This is a genomic window from Streptomyces sp. NPDC001027, assembly GCF_040299045.1.
GTDB lineage: Bacteria > Actinomycetota > Actinomycetes > Streptomycetales > Streptomycetaceae > Streptomyces.
Genome location: NZ_JBEPBI010000153.1, coordinates 1 through 18,962, shown reverse-complemented (window position 1 = coordinate 18,962; position 18,962 = coordinate 1). Strand labels below are relative to the sequence as shown.

Sequence of the window (18,962 nt, the reverse complement as noted above, 5' to 3'; positions counted from 1 at the left end):
CCGAGCTGGTGTCCCAGCTCGGCCCCTTCGGTCTGGGCGAGCTGCCGCGCCGGACGGACCACGACCGCCGCTTCGCGCACCGTGGCCGGGACGCCGACGACGATCCCGGTCAGCGGCCTGGACGTCCCCGACTCCGCCATGACCCTGGTGACGGACTCGGCGAGCCAGTCCACCAGGGCGGGCACCTCAAGGCCCCGCGGGGTCGGGCGGCGCAGCGTGCCGAGTTCTTCGCCCATCAGGTCGTCGCAGCGCAGACGGCAGGTGGTCGCGCCGAGGTCGATGCCCACCACACAGCCGACCCCCCGTCCGAGGGTGAGGAAGGTCGACCTGCGGCCCCTGCCGGTCCGCGGGATCTGCTGTCCTTCGTCCAGCAGGCCCTCGGCGATGAGGTCCTCGACGACCCGTGAGACGGTCGCGGGACTGAGCCCGGTACGGTCGCTGATGCCGGCACGGGTGACACCGGCTTCGGCGACTGTGGCGAAGACCGCGTCGAGCACCGCTGCCCGGTTGAAACGGCGCGCGCTGCTCGATTCCATTGCCCTCGTCCCCTCCCTGCCGGCCCGCGCCGTCCGTGCGGCGCCGCATCATTATCGCTGCCGTCCTGGCGACGGATTCGTGAGCCGATGCGAGCAGACTATATTTCAGGCTGAAATTATATACTCGGTCGGCAGTAGGTTCAGACCCGGGACTCCTGGTCGAAGCCGGGTGCGCAGAACACGCCGCCGAGATAGCCGCTTTCGTAGCGGTTCTCGGGGGCAGCCCGTGCGAGGACCTTCTCGGCGTACGCCTCGGCGTCGTCCCGGGGGTGATAGCCGATGGCTTCGCCCTCCTTCAGGGAAAGCCAGCCCCGGGTGTTGGCCGACACACCCCACACGATGCGGAAGCCCGGCGCGGGCGCCGTCATGGCGGCGTCGATCAGGCGCACGCAGTCGCCCGGCGACAGCCACTGGGCCAGGCAGCGGCGGTCGTCCGGCTCCGGGCGGTAGGAGGCGATCCGCAGGCAGATCACGTCCATGCCGTGCCGGTCGTGGAACACGCTGCCCAGTGCCTCGGCGGCGACCTTGGCCACGCCGTAGAAGCTGTCCGGGCGGGGGAAGAGGTAGTCGGGGGCGGTCTCCTCGGAGCGGGGGTGGAAGCCGGCCGCGTGGTGGCTGCCGGCCAGCACCACGCGGGTGACGCCGGCCCGGCGCGCGGCCTCCAGCACGGTGTAGGCGCCGTGGATGTTGACGTCCAGGTACTCCTCCCACCTTCGGTTTCCCAGCAGCGCGGCGAGATGCACCACGGCGTCCGCTCCGGTGGCGGCTTCCTGCAGTGCCTGCAGGTCGGTGACCGACGCCTGCACGATCTCCACCCGTTCCGAGGCGGCCGGTGCGGGCAGCACTGCCGTGTCCAGCAGACGCAGTACGCGGTCCGGGCGGGCGAGCCCGGTGCGCAACATGGTGCCGATCTCTCCGGCGGCTCCGGTGATGAGGATGCGGTAGGTCATGGGGCCATGGCTCCTGTCGTCGGCCGGTCGGCGGAAGCGGGGGTGCTCACTGCGAGATCTCGATGCTCGCCAGCACGTCGGTGAGTGCCTCGATGAACGTGTCCACGTGCGCCCGGGTGAACGGCAGCGGCGGGCGGATCTTGAGGATGCTGCCGTGCACGCCGGTGGCGCTGATCAGGACGCGGCGTTCACGCAGGCCGTTGACGACCGCCAGGGCCAGCTCGCCGTCCGGGGCGCCGGTGCCGGGGTCCAGGAAATCGGCGGCGACGTACAGACCGGCGCCGCGAACGGCGCCTATGCGGGGATGGTCCTTGGCGAGGTCAGCGACGCCTTCGCGCAGGTACCGGCCGACCGTGCGGGAGTTGTCCAGCAGCTTCTCGTCCTCGATGACGTCCAGGACGGCTGCCGCGGCCGCGATGCTGACGGAGTTGCCGCCGAAGGTGTTGAAGTAGCGGATCTTGGTGCCGAAGTCGGCCAGGATCTCCGGGCGGGCGACCACGCCGGCGATCGGCATGCCGTTGCCCATGGGCTTGCCCATGACGACCAGGTCGGGGAGGATCCCGTGCCGCTGGTAGCCCCACATGGCGTCGCCGGTGCGCGCAAAGCCGGGCTGGACCTCGTCGGCGATGTACAGCCCGCCCGCTCGGTGGACGACGTCGACGACCGGCTTCAGGAAGCCCGCCGGATCGGGAAGGATGCCGTCGGTGGAGAACAGGGTGTCGGCGATGAAGCCGGCGAACCGGATGCCGTGCCGTTCGAGGTCGGAAATGGCGGCGGCGACACCTTCGGCGAACGCCTCGCCCACATCGCGGCCGTCGGTACGGTACGGGTCCGGCGCGGGCACGGTGCGCACATACGGACCGAGCGGCACATCCGGTCCCATGGTCGGTGAGATCTCCGCGACCGTCGAGGTCAGCCCGTGATACGCGTTCGACGTGACGATGATCCCGGTGCCGCCGGTCTGGAAGCGTGTGATGCGCAGCGCCAGGTCGACCGCCTCGCTGCCGGTGCAGGTGAACATCACGTTGCCCAGGCCCTCGGCATGCGTGGCCAGGAGCCGTTCGGCATAGTCGAGGATCGGCTCGGCCGCGTAGCGGGTGTGGGTGTTCAGGGTCCGGGCCTGCCGGGTTATGGCCGCGGTGACGTGCGGGTGGGCGTGGCCGACCGAGGGGACGTTGTTGTAGGCGTCGAGGTAGGCGTTGCCCTGCGCGTCGTAGAGGTGGACGCCTTCGGAACGCACGAACTGCACCGGGTTGGCGTAGAAGAGCTTGTACGCCGGGCCGAGCAGACGGCCGCGCCGCCTGACGATCTCCTGGAGCTGGGGATCGAGGGCTCCGACCGTGGAGACGTCGAAGCCGTTGACCATGTGTGCCGTGTTGGACATGGGGGGTCTACTCCATACCGCACGCGTGCAGCAGGCGTGCTGTGACAGTGGTGTCGGTCGTGGCCAGCAGCTGTTCCAGCTGGGCCCACGAGCGGGGGGTGTTGCGCAGGATGTAGTCGCGGTTGTCGGGGAAGCGGGCCGCGCGCCATTCGGTGACGGCGATCCGGACGACCATGCGGGTGAGCACGAGGTCGTACAACAGCCCCAGTTCCTGCCGGGTGAGCGGGTCCGCCGCGTGGTAGCCGGTGACGACGTCCAGGGCGGGGCCCATCGGATCGTCGCCGTCGGCGAGCTGGTAGGCGGCGGCGACGGCCACGTCGGCCGCGAGGGGGGCGTGGGTCATGTCGCCGAAGTCGAGGATTCCGCTGACGTGCAGGCCAGACTCGTCGACGAGCACGTTGTCGCCGCTGAAGTCGTTGTGCACGACCTGGGCCCGCAGGGCCGGAAGGGCGGGCCGGACGACGGCGTCGAAGCGGTCGAGGCAGGCCAGGAGGAGGTCACTGCGCGGGCCGGCCGGGACGTCGTCCGTCAGCTTCCTCAACTGGTGGGCGTGTTGGAGATCCCACAGGTGGGGCTGGAAGGCAGCCGGATGCGTGAAGGTGCGCAGGGCGCGGTTCAGCCGGGCCAGGGTCCGGCCGACGTCATGCAGCAGCGGCCGCGGGGTGGGTGTGACCGTGTGCAGCAGCCGGCCCTGGAGGTAGGTGGTCATGCGGGCCGCCCGGTGTGCCCCGTCCTGCGTGGTGACGGTCAGCCGGGGGCTGCCGGACAGGGTGGGCACCAGCCGCTGGACGGGCAGGCCGGGGTCACGGTCGGCGAGGTGCTCAAGGACCCGGGTGTGGAAGTCGGTGACCTCGGCGTCCTCGGCGGGGTGGGTCACCTTCAGCAGATGGGTGACGCCGTCCCGGGCTCGGAGGCGGAAGTTGTCGTCGCGCTCCCCGTCCAGCCGTCGGGCGGCGGCGCGGATGCCGTAGTGCTCGGCGGCGATCCGCTCGGCCTCAGCCGCTGTGAGGCGGGCCGAGGCCGTGGTCAGCGGCTGGCTGCCCGGTGGGTGACTGCTCGGCTGGGCGGCCATGTCACAGCACCTTGGACAGGAAGTCGCGGGTGCGCTGGTGCTGCGGGTCGCCGATGACCTGCGCGGGCGGGCCGGACTCGACGACGACCCCGCCGTCCATGAACGCGACCGTGTCGGCGACCTCCCGTGCGAAGCCGATCTCGTGGGTGACCACGACCATCGTCATGCCCTCCGCGGCCAGGTCCTTCATCACGTCGAGGACCTCGCCGACCAACTCGGGGTCGAGCGCACTGGTGGGCTCGTCGAACAGCATCAGCTGCGGTCTCATGGCCAGGGCCCGCGCGATGGCCACCCGCTGCTGCTGACCGCCCGACAGCTGCCGCGGGTAGTGGTTCAGCCGGTCGCCCAGTCCGACCCTGCTGAGCAACTGCTCAGCTCGCTCCCGGACTTCGGCCTTCTTCTCCCTGCGCACCTTCACCGGGCTGACGCACACGTTCTGCAGGGCGGTCATATGGGGGAACAGGTTGAAGTTCTGGAAGACCATGCCGATGTCCGCGCGCTGACGGGAGATCTGCCGCGGATGCATTTCATGCAGACGGCCCGAGTGCTCGGTGTAACCGACCATCGCGCCGTCCACGTCGATCCGCCCGCCGTCGATCCGCTCCAGCTGGTTGATGCAGCGCAGCAGCGTGGATTTGCCGCTGCCGGAGGGACCGATGATGCACAGCACCTCGCGCGGGGCGACATCGAAGGTGATCGACTTGAGCACCTCGTTGTCGCCGAAGTGCTTGCGGACCTTGCTGAACCTGACCATGGGCACGTGACCGGCGCCGGCCCGGTCTGCGGTGTGCGGGGCGGATCTCGCCGATGGCTCCGTGGTCGGCTGCGTCGATGTCGTGGGCTTCATCGCGGGGTGCTGCCTTCCTTGCCGGGGGCGGAGGTGTCGCGGCGCAGGGCAGCCGTACGGCGCAGGTGTTGCCACAGGCTCTTGTGCTGCTGTCGGCTGGAGCCACGCTTGAAGTGACGCTCCAGGTAGTACTGGCCGACGCCGAGCAGGCTGATGATGATCAGATACCAGAGGCACGCCATGATCAGCAGCGGGATCGTCTGGAAGTTCTTTGCGTAGATCAACTGCGTGGAGTACAGCAGGTCGGCCACGGCCACGACGCTCACCAGGGACGTCTGCTTGAGCATGGTGATCGTCTCGTTGCCGGTGGGCGGCAGGATGACCCGCATGGCCTGGGGCAGGACGACCGTCATCATGGTCCGCAGGCGGCCCATGCCGAGGGCGGAGGCGGCCTCCAGCTGTCCCTCGTCGACCGACTGCAGGCCGGCCCGGATGATCTCCGCCATGTACGCGGCCTGGTTCAGCCCCAGGCCCAGGATCGCCGCCGTGTACGCGGTGATGACGTGGTTGGACTCGAAGCTGACGAACTCCGGTCCGAACGGGATGCCCAGGGACAGCCGGGGGTAGAGCGCGGACAGGTTGTACCAGACGATCAGCTGCACCAGCAGCGGAACGCCGCGCAGCAGCCATACGTACCCGAAGGCGGCGCTGCGCAGGACCGGGTTCGGGGACAGCCGCATCAGCGCCAGCGCGGTGCCCAGGACCAGGCCGATGGCCATGCAGATCACGGTCAGGGTCAGGGTGACCCGCAGGCCGTCCACGATGGGGGCGGCCCAGAAATAGTCGCCGACCAGGTCCCAACGGAAGCCGGGGTTGGTGACGGCCGAGTGCACCGCCATCGCTGCCAGGACGAACACGACCAGGACCGCGATCCAACGGCCGGGGTGTTTCAGCCCCACGGTGGGGGCCTCACCCAGGTGGAGTGGTGGGGGCGCCTTCGCCTCGGCGCCGCTGCTCACATCGGTAGACATCGGGGAAGGATCACTACTCCTGGGGCCATCAGCTGATGGCGCCGTTGATGACGGACTTGGTGATGGCCTGGTCGCTGACATTCCACTTCTTGAGGATCTGCAGGTAGGCCGGGTCGTCGATCAGCTTCTGCGTCGCGGCGTGCAGGGCCTTGACCAGGCCGGTGTCCTTCGGAAGAGGCATGCCCCAGGGGCCTTCCGCGAACGGCTTGCCGGAGGCCACGATGGCCCCGTTGGTCTGCTGGGTGGTGTAGACGTTGTTGGGCCCGTTCTGCGCGCCGACGTCGACCTGGCCGTTGGCGACGGCCTGCACCTGCTGGTCCTGGGTCTTGAAGACCTTCACGTCGACGGCCTTCTTGCCGGCGGCGGTGCACTTCTCGTTCTGCTGCTGGGCGATGTCCTCCTGAATGGTGCCCGACTGCACCGCGAAGCTGTGCCCGCACAGATCGTCCAGGCCGGTGGGCTTGAAGGAACTGCTGGACTTCACGAAGAACTGCGGACCGGCCTTGGCGTAGGTGACGAAGTCGACGACCTTCTCGCGCTCCTTGGTGTCCCGGAACCCGGAGATCGACAGGTCGTAGCGGTGGGCCTGCAGGCCCGGGATGATCGAGTCGAAGCTGACGTTGACGAACTCGGCCTTCAACCCCATCAAGGACGCCAGGTTCTTGGCGATGTCGATCTCGTTGCCCACGATCGTCTTGCCGTCGGTGTCGACCGACTCGTTCGGCGGCGCGGTGGCGTCCGTGGCGAACACCAGCGTGCCCTTCTTCTTGATCGCTTCCGGCACGAGTGACTCGATGGCCGAGTCGGCCTTCAGAACCGTCGTCGATGCCGAGGCGGCCGGGCCGCCGCTCGACGTGGACGAACCGCTGTCGTCGCTGCCCCCGCAGGCGGCCAGGAGACCGAACGAGAGCATGGTGGCGGTGGCGATGGCAGTGGATCTGGCGAGACGCGAGGACATCGGACGCTCCGCTCGGTCGGGGCCTGATTTATTTTTTTCAGGCTGAAATTTGAAGCGAAGGTAGCCCGGCGCGAGAGGGCTGTCCAGAGCTGAGCCGGTTAATTTCAGTTAACGGAGCGTTTCCGCACCGGAGGCTGCGCCCGCTGCGGGCGGTGGGGCGCCACGGTCGCCACCCCCGCGGTCGCACTGTCCGTCAGTACGATGAAAGCCCAGTTCAGGAAGATGGCGAGAAATCGGCCGACGCATGCCGCCCTGCGGCCGATGTCCACACCTCACGGCACGGATCCTCTTGCGGCAGCCCGCTTCGGCCGGTGACGATCCGCTGGAGGTCCAGCCTTCCTCTGACATCCGCGTCTCGACTCCGCCGACCTGTGACGGCGGCCCGCCGTGTTGGCCTGCGGCGTCACCCGCGGTTTCCATCTGCAACGGTACGTCCCTGGAACGGAAGGAACCACAGCACGCATGGACATGCCAACTGTCGGGCTCCGAACGATCGCCTACGTCGGCCTCGGCATCATGGGCGGCCACGCCTGACGGCCGCCAACCCCGTCCGGGGCGGTTACACGGTGTCGGCTTGACCGCAGCCGTCCGCGGTCGACCGGCACGTCGCCGTCGGCGGCCGAGGGGCTGACCGAGGCATGGAGGCGGTCGCCGACGCTGACATCGTCATCGCCATGCTTCCCGCGGATCCGGAGGTCACCGCGGTCGTGCTGGGCGCCGAAGGCGTACTGGAACACGCCCGCCCCGGCACCCTGCTCATCGACATGCGCACCATCAGCCCGCGGACCTCGATCGCGATCGCACACCGATCACTGCACGACCCACGCCGTCGATACACTCCGCTCGTCCTGGACCGCCCATGGATGCACGAGCCGCTCACAGGACTTGGAACTCTGGACAACGATGAGAATCGACACCGACCGGATGATTGTCGTGCAGCGAGTCGTCACCTACTGGACCAAGCAGTCCAGGGGCGGCGGCGCGGCGGCCCGCCGAAACGCGGTGCCCGAGGTGTTCCCGGTGCACGCGCCCTGTCCGGCCGGTGTGCTCGTCCACGAGGTCGACGCCCACGAGCGCGACGGTTTCACGGCCTCTCATACCCTCCGCACCCTGGACCGACTGGCCGACCTCGACACATCTCGAGCCGAGGAGCCCGGCGAGGGCCCGGTCCGCTCGAAGACCGACATCAGCGAGGAGCTTCACCGGGGCGTCGCCGGTGCGACCGGGAGAACCCGTGAGGCCATCGCGGTCTGTGACGCTGTCGCCCCGGTCACCCGCGGGGTGTTCCTGACGGAAACCGAAGCCCGACTGCACGTGGTGGTCTCGCCCCCGGCCACGCGGTCGCCGGCATTCGGGCCCCGCCGACTGTTCACGCTCGAACCCGGGCAACGCGGACGCTGGCGGTTCAACGGCCGCTTCACCCCGATCGGTTGCAGTTGCCACTCTCACCGGTGGTGGTACGAGAAGTGGGTCGTCAACGTCGCATACCTCAGCGGGACACCGGCACCCAACCTGTTCACCCAACGCGAGTGGACCCATGCCGTCGACAACCTGGTCCGGCTCTTCTGACCTCTGCCGGTCAGCTCACCGCCGGTCCCACGCAGGAACCTGCCACTGGAACGTCGCCCGATGCGGCATGAGTTGCCGTGGCCCTGCGCGACCTAAAGCCCCCACCACCAGGTTTCCAGGTCGTGCCCATCGACGAACTGCACGGGAACCGCGTAGGGCGACCGTTGGGCGATAGGCAGGGCGTCGGTACGGCGAACGATGGCGCGCAGGTCTTGCACGGCGGGCATGTCGGCGAGTTCGGAGACGTCGAAGGGGCATCCTGCGGGACCGCCGAGAAGGGCCTCGCAGCCGAGTCCGTACCAGGTGCCGATGAGTTCGCGGTCCTTCTCCTTCTCAGCGGCGACGGCGATTTCACGGACGACTTCGATCACCGGGGGGCGGCGTGGCGGGGCGGTGTCGGGGCCTTGGAGTCTGCCCGCGGTTGCCAAGCGCCGCCAGAGTTCGGTGTCGACGTCGCAGTAGAGGAACGGCGGTTCCACGTATCCGTCTTCGAGCCAGGATCCGTAGCCCTGGAAGTCCGGGGCGTTCTCGTCGAATGTGCGCAGCCCGGTGAACTCCGTCAGCGCGTCGAAGTATTCGGACCGCTCGGCGTAGTCAGGGTGCAGAAAGACCGGGAAGCGGTACGTGTACCCGCGACGCAGCAGGATGTCCATCACGCGGAAGTGCGTGAACGAGCAGTCGAACCCGCTCTGGAAGCGGTACAGCGCCGAGTACCAGCCCCGGACGCGCGGGTCGCCCGCTTCAGCATGGCCGTCCAGGACGCGAATCGAGTCTGCGATCAGATCCTCGATCAGATGATCGGACATCTGGCTCTTCCTCCTTGGAACCCCGGCAGTTCGCGCCGAGACTGCAGAACCGAGGACTGATCCCCAGGTCAGCGGACAGATCCCATCACGGCTGTCTTCTCATTGTGCATCCGGCCCCCGGCGGTCTCCCTCCTGGCCCCGTCCGATGATTCGTGTTGAGTCCCGGGTCACCGTCCGCGCCAGTTCGAGGTGGGTTCGCCGCCGAGGTCGGCCGGCGAGGCCAACTGTGCCGAGTGGACCTCCGGGCCGCTGACAAGTGTCTGACCTGCGACGACAACACGGCTTACGTCCCGCAGTTCCGCCGCGATGTGCTGGACACGGCCGCCTGGCTGCGCTCAGGCGCACACTCCCCCATGCCGTTCGCCGGCATGTCCGCCGAAGCCACACACCGGCGCCTCATGCGCCGTGCGGGCGATGACGATGAGAGCGAGGCCGACTACGGGCTGCGCAGGCAGTTCCGGACCCTGCTTTGGAGCTCCACCACCGACAACGTGACGACGCACCTCTTCCGCGAAGAGGACCTTTTGGTGATCACGCTCGAGTTCTGGCGTCAGGAACACCTGCTCGACCATCCTGAGGACGCGGGCGAGGTCTTCGTGGCGGAGATCGCGATGGACGAGTTCCTCGGGATCCTTGACGGCGTCGTCGCCGTGCTCGACATCGGCCAGGGTTAAGGAGCCACCGGCTGGATCCACCCTGTGCCCCAGAGCGTCAAGTGCGCACGTACGCCTCCCACGTCCATCACCTGTCCCACTCGAATCCGGCAGGGTGCCACAGCACCACAGTGGCATCACTTCTCGGCTCTGGCACGCTCAAGATCGCCTGCCCGTGCGCTCAGCGACGGACGCGGTAGCGGATGTGGGTGGCCTGCGGCGTGTCGATCACCCGGACGATCTCCAACTCGATCTCTGACGGCAACACATCGAAGAGCCGATGGCCACGCCCGAGAAGCACCGGGATCTGATGGATCTGCACCTCATCCAGCACCCCGGCCTCGAGCGCCCGCTGCGCCGTGTACGCGCCACGCACTTGCACGTCTTTCCCTCCGGCTGCAGCCTTGGCCTGTGCCATCGCGCTCTCGATCCCATCGGTCACGTACGTCACCAATGGATAACCCCAGCGAGCGGCAGGCCCGGGCGGCCGGTGGCTGGGCACGAAGATCGGGAGACCCCCATGATCACCACCCCAGTGATCCATGAGCTCGGCAGTCCGCCGCCCCGCGAGCACCGCACCGGCCGCATTCCATTCGTCCTGGAATTGCATGGCCGGCCCGGACGGCTGGCCGGACTCCCCGTCAGCGTCGGCCCACTTATGCAGTCGCTCGCCATCGTCGCCGCCGAGGAAATCGTGGGTGTCGGCGATGTACCCGTCGAGCGACACCGACATGTCGAGCACTGATCTGGACACTTCGACCTCCTGTGGTCTTCTCCAGAACTGGTTTCGCTGCGTGTAGACCTGGCGTGGCGGCATTACTCATCGGCCTGACAGACAATCTTCACCACAGGCACCCGGCCGCGACCAGCCGAGGGGACGGCCATCCAACGACACCAGCCCCGCTGACCAGCCGTTTTCCAGATGCACAACGCTCACAGCAGAAGAGCCGTAGCCTCGCTTTCCCCCAGCCAGTCCTCGACCACCAGGACGCCCTGCAGGCCACCGTCGACCGGCTCCGGGCCGCAAGTGCACAGCGGCGGGTACGCGTACCGTGTCGACATCGCCGCTTCGTGTCAGGGTCTCCCCCTCCCCGCCAGCCGCACCCCGCCCCACTGGTGCGCGCAGATGAACGGAAGGCCTCAGCTTGCGAGCTGTCTGCAACCACATCCTCGATCTGCGAACTGCGGGCGACGCCGACCCTCACCGCCTGGACGCCAGCAGGTGCCCGAGACCGACGAGACTCAGGTCCTCTGGAGGCTGACCGGGCAGCCTCGTGGGACCGCTGGTTTCGCCCCTTCCGGCAGAGCTGATGCGGCGTGGACGCTTCCTGCTCCTGGTGACGATCACCTCCCCCATTCAGCGAACTCGCCCCGGTGACGGGGGCGTTCTGGAAGGGTGCGCCGCATGGACGACGGAGCCCTCCCGACACTTCATGTCAAGGATGAACCCGTTGGGGTCGTCGCGCGGTACGGCCGGCCGGGTTCCACCAAGCATGTGAAGGGATATGTGGTTGCCCTTCTGATTGTTCAGCTGCTGCTCGTAGCCGGGTGCAAGGGCAGATACCAGCAGCAGTACGAGGAGGGATACGAAGCTGGCCAAGATGAGTCGACCGTGTGCGCGGAGTACGAAACACCAGGCGGATGGGAACCGTCCCGGCAGTGGAAGGCAGGCTGCAACGATGCCGTGGCTGGCCGACCGGCCGATCCACCGAAATCTCGGTGAGTCACATCTGCCCGTCCGGTTCTGGCCGGTGCCGGTTACCGGACGGGGCGTGCTGTCGGCCGACCCCCTGCTCGAAACCGAGCAGCAGGAAGCCGTCGCGCGGCTGTGGAAGCGGCGCCAGACGGAGACGGCATGGGTCTACCTGGTGGGCATGCCGTCCCACAGGTGTCGAGAAGACGGCGGCGTGGAAACGGTGGAGTACCGGGTGTGGGTGCGGGCCTGGGAACATGTGCGGCCGGTCGCCGGCGTCGACCACGACCAGGTCGTCACCGAGCCTCTCGAACGGTCGCCGCGCTCGGCGGTCCGCCACGGTGGGTGGACCGGCCTGGGAGCCGTCGGCGCGACAGTCTGGGACGCGCCGTCTCAGCGGCATGCGACGCGGTTTCGATCTGCCCGAGTTCGCCGGTCGTGACGGTGTGAGCGACGGGGAGAGCCGCGTCCGGGCCCTGCCGGGCGCGGCGTCTCCCCGATGCCCGGCCACAGAGGCCTGCCGAGGGGCGCGGGAGGCATATGTGGGCGGTCGAGGTGTCCGCGTGCTGCCGGTTCCTCACATCCGGGCGTTTGGCGCCGTAGTAGCCGGTCTGGGGGGTGTGGGGCGGGCAGAGTGGGTGTCGCGATGGGGTCCCGGTCCTCGGGGTCTCACCGGATGTGAAGGAGCAGGATGCGAGGCTTCAAGGCTCTCGGGGCAAGCGTGCTGGCGGTGGCTCTGGTGTCGGGCGTCGGGTGGGCGGCGCAGGCGTCGGACAGCCAGGCGCCGGCCAAGCCGAAGGCGGCCCCGGCGGCGGCTGCGGTGGTCGACGGCTACCAGGTCGTCGCGCTGCCGAACGCGAACGTGCCGAACTTCCAGCGGCGGACGGTGTTCTGCCCGGCGGGGAAGGTCGCCATCGGCGGCGGCGCGGAGGCGCAGGGCGCTGACGCGATCCTCGTCGGCTCGTTCCCGACGCCGGACGGGCGAGGCTGGATCGGTCTCGGCCGGCAGAACGCGTACAGCAGCGTCGGGATCTCGGTGTACGCGATCTGCGCCAACGGCTGACGGCTCCTGAGCTGCCCCCCATCCCCCGGCGGATTCAACAAATCGTCGTCACACAGGGTGTGTTGGGGTGGTTCTTCAGCAGCCTGGAGAAGTGCTCGGCTGGGGCGCGTCCCAGCCGAGCGTCTTCCGGGGCATGGCGTTCAGCTCAGCCGCGGCAGCGTCCAGGTCTTCCCTGGTGTGCCTGTTCAAGCCTGTCCCTTTCAGGCAGTAATGCCGCAGCAGACCGTTTCGTGTTCTCGTTCGAGTCTCGTTGCCAAGGGCTGTGCGGCTCGAAGAAGTGCTCCGGCACGCCGGACGCCTTGGAGAAGACGAAGTGATGCGCCAACTCTGCACCTTGGTCCCAGGTCAGGGAACGCTTCAAATGCAGCGGAAGGCCTGACGGCCGAACGAGGGGTCCCGGCCTGGTGGCTCCCGTGGTCCTGGTACAGAAGTAGGGCGTCCTGCACAGTTCATAGGTATCGAGGTCACACGAGCGAAAGGAGGCCCTGGTGTCGCAGTCCTCCGTGCCGACGTACGCAGAGTCCAACTCCTCCACCCGGTCGTGTGAGTGCCTTGCACGCCCGTCAGCTTCGGATGTCGGGGGGCGTCGGTCCAGCCCTCCGTCGGATTCCTAGCCCGGGGCCGACCGGGTGGTGTCAGTGGTCGCGGTTAATCTGCACAGGTGATCGAGACGACAGATGATGATCGCCGTTTTCCGCCTGCCCTGGCCGATGTGGCCGGGGTCGAGTTCGACTACGGCGACGATGGGGAGGGCGTGGACTTCGAGCCGTACGAGGCCTTCGAGTCCGCCGAGGAGACCACCGACTGGCTGCGTGACTGGACCGGAAACCATGAGCTCGACGGCGACGCCTACCGGCTCTTCGGGATGGACGGAACCGGCGGCCAGGCCGCCATCTGGTGCGCGCGGCCGGGGCGGCCCCTCACCGAGCAGCCCGTCGTGTTCATGGACTCGGAGGGCGAGTGCGGTGTGGTCGCCGGGGACCTGTCCGGCTTCCTGTGGGTGCTGGCCGATGGCATCGGACCAAAAGAAGCCGCCCTGTACGAGACTTACGACGTGCGTCCCGACGCAGTCCTGACCGCGCTCGCCGAGCGGCACGCGACCACCCCGCGCCGGCCGGCTCAGGAGATCATCACGGAGGCCAAGGCTGAGTTCGCGAGTTTCGCCGCGGACCTCGACGAGCTCTGCCGCTATCAGTAGCTGATGTCGTTGCGATCTTGAGCGGTGTCTGACACCTCACGCCATACGCGTCCGGAGACGGCATTCCAAGGCGGGGCGGGGGATTCCCACCGCCCCGCCCTGGAATGCCGTCGTCGGGCCTTCCAAGGGCATACGGCTGACCAGGCGGCCCCCGTCGGGCCGCTACTGCTCCTGGGGGCCTTTTGCAGGGGCAGGACGGCCGCGCCCACCCGCGCTCCTGCCCCCGCCGGAAAAGCCGTCCCTATTCCTCCTAGGGAGTTGAGGGGAGACAGCGTCGCCAGTGTCCGCCGGGCCTCCCCTAACCCTCTGACCTGCACTGTTCCAGTGGACGCCAAACAAGGTCGAGCCGCGCTCACTCAGCGGAAGGGACCGTCGGCCGCGAAGGCGTGGGCTGCGAAGCGCTTGCCCATTCGACGGTATGCGGGGGCGGTGGGGTGTAGGCCGTCGGCCAGATCATCTGCCTCGTCCGGACCGAGCAGCTCGCGTCCGTCGAGATAGTGGAGGTGGGGATCGGACGCCTGTCGTGCCGCAGCGACCCGGGCCAGTTCGGCACGGACCACCGCCAGCGACAAGGCCCCGCCGGCCACATCGGCCGGGTCGCCCACAGCAGCGAGCCTCCCGTCCGGGCCGGTCACGGTCGGGCCGGGGGCCTCCTCCAGGGCCGGACAGCTCACCGGAGAGACCAACAGCAGCGGGGTGTCCGGGTGCCCATCCCGGATCGTGTCCAGGAACCCGTGTACCGCCGGTCCGAACGTCCGCAGCCGGAAGGCGCACAGGCTCACGATGTTGATGCCCACCTTGAGGCTGATCAGGTCGGCGGGCGTATCCCGGATCGTCCGGGCGACATAGGGATCCAGCAGCGCGTTGCCCGCCAGGCTGAGGTTGATCACCTCCGTCCCTCCGAGCGCGGCTGCCACCACCGGCCAGGTCCCGGTCGGGCCGTCGGCCTCGATGCAGTGGCTGATGGAACTGCCGTGGTGCACCCAGCGGCGCCGCCCGTCGGGCAGCGGCGCCAGCACGTCACCGTCAGCGCGCAGCGCCACCAGCTCCGTCGGGGTCTGCTGTGGCAGCCACAACTCGACGCTCTTCATGCCGGCCTGCAGCCCGGCGAACCGTACGGCCGCTGGCTCGCCCGGGATGAGCCGCTGGACGGCGCCGGGGCCCGCGATCCGCAGCACATTGCCCACCGGCGCCCGTTGGCGCCCGGCCAAGGCACCGTCCACCAGCAGCTCCAGCATCCCGGTCGGGCGAGGGTGAGGGTCGGAGTCAAGCTGGCCGGTGGAGGTGAGCACCTCCAGCTCCAGTAGGCGCGCATCAGTGCGGAACACCAGCCGGACCCCCGAAGGCATCACAGTCACCCCGTAGACCGACGGGTCCTGGTACTGCTCCTTGGTCCACGCAGGCAACCGGCGCGGCATCACCCCTGCCTGTGTGGTCACCAGGTCCAGCGCACCCCGTAACTCCACCGGCCCGCCCACCAGCGGAACCGCCCGCAGCGCCGCCGTCACCGCTCCTGTCCCAGGCCGAGGTGTTCCGCACCCGACGTCGACCTGGTGCCTTGGCGGCTCATCGGCGCCCGCCGAACTCCCAGTCGTGGACCTCGATGTCCGCATACCGGTCCGCTGTCAGCACGGCTCGTGCCGCGTCGGCATCCGCAGCCCTGAGCAGGACCGCCGTACCCAGCCAGGTGTCGCCGTCGTCGGACAGCAACGGCCCGTACGCCACCAACTCCTCCCGCTCGGGCGGCAGGTCGAGATCGGCCGCCGGACCCTGGCCGAGGCCGAGCACCAGATACCGGTTGCCACCGGTCCGGCCCCCGGGGAAATCCCACATGGTGCGCCCCAGCACATTGCGCCACCGGCGCACCAGCACGTCCCGGAACGCGCCCGCCTGATAGCAGGGCTCATCGAAGGCGAACGCGCGAGCGGCGGCTGGATCAGGCAGGTCGACAATGTGCGCACAGCCCGTCGGTGTTTCACCATCGTCGGCGAAAGTCGGACCGCGAGCGATCAACTCCTTCACATACCGGTCCATGTAGGACCAGTGCTCCTCCACCAACTCCTCCCGTAACGCGAGAGAGCCGGGTCGATCACGGTGATAGCAGAAGAACTCCATGACCACAGACTCTCCCCGTCCAAGGCGTCAACTCAACTGACTTTCGGCAACGATGCCCTCGCGCTCTCAACGAGGGCATCCCGTCAAACGGCGTAGCCATGACTCCGCGCGCTCCGGTCGGGGACGATACGGCCGGGCCGGCCGCCCAGCACCCGATGGACGGTCTCGGTGAGGATGACGGCAGGTCGATGGTGTGGATGCCGTAGCAGTGCAGTGCGGCTGCCTGGCGGGGGCCGATGCCGTGCGAGCGTCGACCGGCATCGGGCCCACCTCCACCGCTGAGCAGTCAGCGCCAGCCCACCAAGATCATCGCTTGGCGGACTGGCGCATCCGTGCTGTGCCCCTGCTTCAGACGCAGATCACGATCTTTCCGCGTGTGCGTCCGCGCTCGGCGTGCGCGTGGGCGTCGGCGATCCGCTCCAGCGGATAAGTGTGTTCGATACGGGGCGTGTAGCGGCCTTGCCAGCCCAGTTCCGCGGCTGCGGACAGCAGGGTGGAGTCGTTCTCCGCGTTGACCACATGTGTGCCCAGGCGCTGCCCGCCTACGTGGTCGGCGACCGTAGCGACGCGCTTCGGGTCGCCCGTGATCGCGACGAGGTCGTCCAGGGATCCGGAGGCCGCGGTGTCGAGCGCGATGTCGACGCCGTGCGGAGCGAGAGCGGAGAGACGTTGCGCGAGGCCGGGGCCGTAGGTGGTGGAAACGGCGCCGAGAGAGGTGAGGAACTCGTGGTTGCGTTCGCTGGCTGTCCCGATCACTGTGGCACCTCGTATCACAGCGATCTCGACTGCCGCGCTGCCCACGCCTCCGGCGGCTCCTTCCACGAGAAGGGTGCGTCCCTCGAGGGATCCGAGCGCGTTCAGGCCACGCATCGCGGTCACAGACGCGAGACCGGCACCCGCAGCCTGCTCGTCGTTCCATGTGTCGGGGGCGTGGGCCCAGGCGGTGAGGATGACCAGTTCTGCGGTTGCGCCGGTGACGCCGCCCAGCCCGAAGACGCGGTCGCCGATGCTCACCCCGTGCACGCCGTCACCGATCTCGTCGACCACGCCAGCGGCGTCGCGCCCGGGAATTGCGGGTAGCTGCAGGGGAATCAGCTGGTGCAGGGCACCGGCGCGCAGCTTCCAGTCGATCGGATTGACGCTGGCCGCCGCGACACGGACACGTATCTCACCGAGTCCGGGGTGTGGGTCGGGGGCCTGCTCGATCACCAGGCTCTCCGCCCCGCCGTATTCGTGGAAGCGGGCTGCACGCATATTGTCCTGCCTTGTCTTTATAGGTCGAAATCAGGGCCTTCACTCGCCGCCCGTTTCTCTGATGAGGTGCAAGTCAGCAAGCCGACTGCCGACTGCCTTCCGCCCAGAGGGGGGACGGGTGCGAATCGGTGAGGTTGCCGAGCAGACGGGCGGCAACCCGTCCCGAAAGCCACGATCCGCCCGTCGTCGGAATACCTCCCGTTGCGTCGACGCTCCGGAAGATATCCAGAAGGTCGGTCACCAGATGGATACCAAGACCAGAGACGGGAGACCCTCGATGACGCAACGGCCACCGCTGCCACCCGACTTGTTCGACGAGCTGTGCCCGTCCCCACTGCTGCCTTTCCGCTTCGGTGACAAATGGGCACCCATGGTCCTCCGCTGCCTCGACGACGGCCCACGCAGATACTCCGAACTCCGTGTGCCACTGGGTCGCGTCACCCCGAAGTCGCTCACTCAGTCGCTCCGCGGCCTGGAGCAGAACGGGTTCGTGTCACGCACGGTGTACGCCGACCCGAAACTGCGGGTTGAGTACGCGCTGACACCGCTGGGCCGCAGCACGCTGGAGCCGCTGGCCGCCGTCTGCCGATGGGCGACCGAACACTGGGACGAACTGCTCGACGCCCGCGATGGCGGTGAGGGCGGAATCTCCTCCAACGGTTGACTCAAACCTGCGTTGGCGCGTGCCGCACCGGGCGAGCCGCACCTCTGTGTTGCCTTGGGGAGTCGCCGACAGCGGTGTCCGCGGCCCGCCGTAGCCGATCGGCGGTGGTCTTCCCGGAGCACAAGGACTCGCCCCGAACAACGGATGCGGCGCTCGCTCCCCCTGGCCGTCGTCGAGGTCAACGGCGTCCGGTCGCGCGGGGGTCGCAGCCCCTGGACCGGCGGGGGTGGAAAAAGCCGTAGTGGCCCCGCAGTTGAGGTCCTTGTACGCGGCGGCGCCCCGCCCTCCGCCGGCGGCGTATGGCCACCGAAAAGACGAAGTCGGCTACGGCGGGCCGTGACCCGGATAGATCTTCAAGGACGTGGACAAGGGCGCCGCACCGATCTCCAGCATGTCGGCGCCTGCGGGCCGGCAGGGCTGACGCGGGCCGAACGGGGCATCCGCAATTGCACCAGGAACAGCCCACCCACCGGAGCCGTCCATGACCCGACACCTCGCCCTCGCTCGCGCCTGCCGCGCCTTGGCTCTCACCGAACTGGCGACCGCGGCCTGGCTCTTCGCCGACCACGAGTGGCTGCTCGGGATCCTCGTCGTCTGGGCCGCGCCCAGTTTGCTCGCAGCCGCCGGCGTGTGCCGGGGCGCGCACCACCGCGCACGGGCCGAGGCACAGCGCGCGGCACAGCTGGAGGCCGGCGAGCAGGTCCGGCCGCTCACGCCGTGCCGCCCGTTCTGTAAGCCCTCCGACGGCCAGGTCCACGGACCGGGCTGCACCCGCACACTCCTCCCCCGACACGACACCTACCGCCTCGACGACGACGGCCGGGCCGCGTTCGACGAGATCGTCCGCCACTACCACGACCGGAGTGCGGCCTGACCAGCCGTCCTCCGCACCGAGTCGAGGGTGGGGAGGGGCATCCCGGTTGTCGCGGTTCCGGACCCACGATCCCCGGACCTCCCCGTACCCTCCCGCCGCCTCTGTCAGGTCGGGACAGGCGATGGCGAAATCGTCCACGGGCGTGGTCCGGTCTGCGGCGTACGTCGGCGCGGACCTGCCGAGTTCTAGCTGCAGTTGGGCGGCCTCGGTATGTGTCGATGAGCTTCGGCAACACCGCGGTCTGTCGTCCTGTCCGGACAAGCCCGGGCAGTCTGGCCAGAGAGCCGCGGTCTCACAGTCCGTCGGGTGGCGCTCGCCGGGGCTGCGATCGGCTCAGGCTTCGAGGGCGGCCGGG

The 18,962-nt window shown here is 68.7% G+C and carries 20 protein-coding genes and 2 pseudogenes; 8 read left to right on the top strand and 14 right to left on the bottom strand.

All coding sequences use genetic code 11. The annotated features are described in order from the left end of the window. The 7 genes from ABT300_RS30305 to ABT300_RS30275 all read right to left on the bottom strand — a co-directional run. The coding region (locus ABT300_RS30305; protein ID WP_351682254.1) for a MarR family transcriptional regulator at positions 1–536 on the bottom strand (536 nt) is incomplete at its 3' end. 140 nt (positions 537–676) lie between these two features. Beyond that, positions 677–1,486 carry an NAD-dependent epimerase/dehydratase family protein gene (locus ABT300_RS30300; protein WP_351682251.1) on the bottom strand — a complete coding sequence of 270 codons (810 nt, stop codon included), beginning with the start codon at positions 1,484–1,486 and terminating at the stop codon, positions 677–679. Between the two features lie 46 nt (positions 1,487–1,532). Next, a complete protein-coding gene (locus ABT300_RS30295; protein ID WP_351682249.1) occupies positions 1,533–2,870 on the bottom strand; it encodes an aspartate aminotransferase family protein in 1,338 nt (445 codons plus the stop codon). Between the two features lie 7 nt (positions 2,871–2,877). After that, positions 2,878–3,942: a phosphotransferase gene (locus tag ABT300_RS30290; RefSeq protein ID WP_351682246.1), complete on the bottom strand. Its 1,065-nt coding sequence runs from the start codon at positions 3,940–3,942 to the stop codon at positions 2,878–2,880. A 1-nt stretch (position 3,943) separates the two neighbouring features. Next, entirely contained in the window at positions 3,944–4,696 is a 753-nt protein-coding gene (locus ABT300_RS30285; protein ID WP_351682260.1) for an amino acid ABC transporter ATP-binding protein, read from the bottom strand. Between the two features lie 89 nt (positions 4,697–4,785). After that, complete coding sequence (locus tag ABT300_RS30280) at positions 4,786–5,760, bottom strand: amino acid ABC transporter permease (RefSeq protein WP_351682243.1); 975 nt, start codon at positions 5,758–5,760, stop codon at positions 4,786–4,788. A gap of 28 nt (positions 5,761–5,788) precedes the next feature. Beyond that, positions 5,789–6,718, bottom strand: coding sequence for an ABC transporter substrate-binding protein (locus ABT300_RS30275; protein WP_351682240.1), 930 nt, complete (start codon positions 6,716–6,718; stop codon positions 5,789–5,791). Positions 6,719–7,356: 638 nt separating this feature from the next. Between ABT300_RS30275 and ABT300_RS30270 the strand changes: the two are divergent. Both ABT300_RS30270 and ABT300_RS30265 read left to right on the top strand, forming a co-directional pair. Next, positions 7,357–7,464 (top strand): annotated as a pseudogene (locus ABT300_RS30270) (NAD(P)-binding domain-containing protein); the annotation flags it as partial. A 157-nt stretch (positions 7,465–7,621) separates the two neighbouring features. Continuing rightward, positions 7,622–8,287: a hypothetical protein gene (locus ABT300_RS30265; protein ID WP_351682263.1), complete on the top strand. Its 666-nt coding sequence runs from the start codon at positions 7,622–7,624 to the stop codon at positions 8,285–8,287. 92 nt (positions 8,288–8,379) lie between these two features. Here the strand turns inward: ABT300_RS30265 and ABT300_RS30260 are convergent, their stop codons facing one another. After that, positions 8,380–9,093 carry a hypothetical protein gene (locus tag ABT300_RS30260; RefSeq protein ID WP_351682237.1) on the bottom strand — a complete coding sequence of 238 codons (714 nt, stop codon included), beginning with the start codon at positions 9,091–9,093 and terminating at the stop codon, positions 8,380–8,382. A gap of 353 nt (positions 9,094–9,446) precedes the next feature. Here ABT300_RS30260 and ABT300_RS30255 point away from each other — a divergent pair, with 353 nt between their 5' ends. Further along, entirely contained in the window at positions 9,447–9,767 is a 321-nt protein-coding gene (locus ABT300_RS30255; RefSeq protein ID WP_351682234.1) for a hypothetical protein, read from the top strand. 160 nt (positions 9,768–9,927) lie between these two features. Here ABT300_RS30255 and ABT300_RS30250 read toward each other — a convergent pair whose 3' ends face one another. Next, positions 9,928–10,500, bottom strand: coding sequence for a dihydrofolate reductase family protein (locus ABT300_RS30250; RefSeq protein ID WP_351682232.1), 573 nt, complete (start codon positions 10,498–10,500; stop codon positions 9,928–9,930). 179 nt (positions 10,501–10,679) lie between these two features. Then, positions 10,680–10,808 carry a hypothetical protein gene (locus ABT300_RS30245; protein ID WP_351682229.1) on the bottom strand — a complete coding sequence of 43 codons (129 nt, stop codon included), beginning with the start codon at positions 10,806–10,808 and terminating at the stop codon, positions 10,680–10,682. A gap of 617 nt (positions 10,809–11,425) precedes the next feature. Between ABT300_RS30245 and ABT300_RS30240 the strand changes: the two genes are divergently transcribed. Together ABT300_RS30240 and ABT300_RS30235 are read left to right on the top strand one after the other, a co-directional pair. Beyond that, on the top strand, positions 11,426–11,881 hold the full coding sequence (locus ABT300_RS30240) for a hypothetical protein (protein WP_351682227.1): 456 nt from the start codon (positions 11,426–11,428) through the stop codon (positions 11,879–11,881). A 249-nt stretch (positions 11,882–12,130) separates the two neighbouring features. Beyond that, positions 12,131–12,502: a hypothetical protein gene (locus ABT300_RS30235; RefSeq protein WP_351682224.1), complete on the top strand. Its 372-nt coding sequence runs from the start codon at positions 12,131–12,133 to the stop codon at positions 12,500–12,502. 75 nt (positions 12,503–12,577) lie between these two features. On the opposite strand, the pseudogene ABT300_RS30230 reads toward ABT300_RS30235, so the two are convergent. Further along, positions 12,578–12,875, bottom strand: a pseudogene (locus ABT300_RS30230) (IS30 family transposase); the annotation flags it as partial. A 288-nt stretch (positions 12,876–13,163) separates the two neighbouring features. Here ABT300_RS30230 and ABT300_RS30225 point away from each other — a divergent pair. Next, positions 13,164–13,700 (top strand): SMI1/KNR4 family protein, encoded by a 537-nt coding sequence (locus tag ABT300_RS30225; protein WP_351682221.1) that lies wholly within the window; start codon positions 13,164–13,166, stop codon positions 13,698–13,700. 356 nt (positions 13,701–14,056) lie between these two features. On the opposite strand, the gene ABT300_RS30220 is transcribed toward ABT300_RS30225, so the two are convergent. From ABT300_RS30220 to ABT300_RS30210, 3 genes are all read right to left on the bottom strand, one after another. After that, the gene (locus tag ABT300_RS30220) at positions 14,057–15,208 is read right to left on the bottom strand and encodes a GDSL-type esterase/lipase family protein (RefSeq protein ID WP_351682219.1); all 1,152 of its coding nucleotides are present in this window, start codon (positions 15,206–15,208) and stop codon (positions 14,057–14,059) included. Between the two features lie 58 nt (positions 15,209–15,266). Beyond that, positions 15,267–15,815 (bottom strand): YciI family protein, encoded by a 549-nt coding sequence (locus ABT300_RS30215; protein WP_351682217.1) that lies wholly within the window; start codon positions 15,813–15,815, stop codon positions 15,267–15,269. A gap of 348 nt (positions 15,816–16,163) precedes the next feature. Beyond that, on the bottom strand, positions 16,164–17,069 hold the full coding sequence (locus ABT300_RS30210) for an NADP-dependent oxidoreductase (protein ID WP_351682215.1): 906 nt from the start codon (positions 17,067–17,069) through the stop codon (positions 16,164–16,166). Positions 17,070–17,346: 277 nt separating this feature from the next. Here ABT300_RS30210 and ABT300_RS30205 point away from each other — a divergent pair, with 277 nt between their 5' ends. Continuing rightward, positions 17,347–17,733, top strand: coding sequence for a winged helix-turn-helix transcriptional regulator (locus tag ABT300_RS30205; RefSeq protein ID WP_351682257.1), 387 nt, complete (start codon positions 17,347–17,349; stop codon positions 17,731–17,733). A gap of 481 nt (positions 17,734–18,214) precedes the next feature. Further along, positions 18,215–18,607, top strand: a complete 393-nt coding sequence (locus ABT300_RS30200) for a hypothetical protein (protein ID WP_351682213.1) — start codon at positions 18,215–18,217, stop codon at positions 18,605–18,607. Positions 18,608–18,962 lie beyond the last annotated feature (355 nt).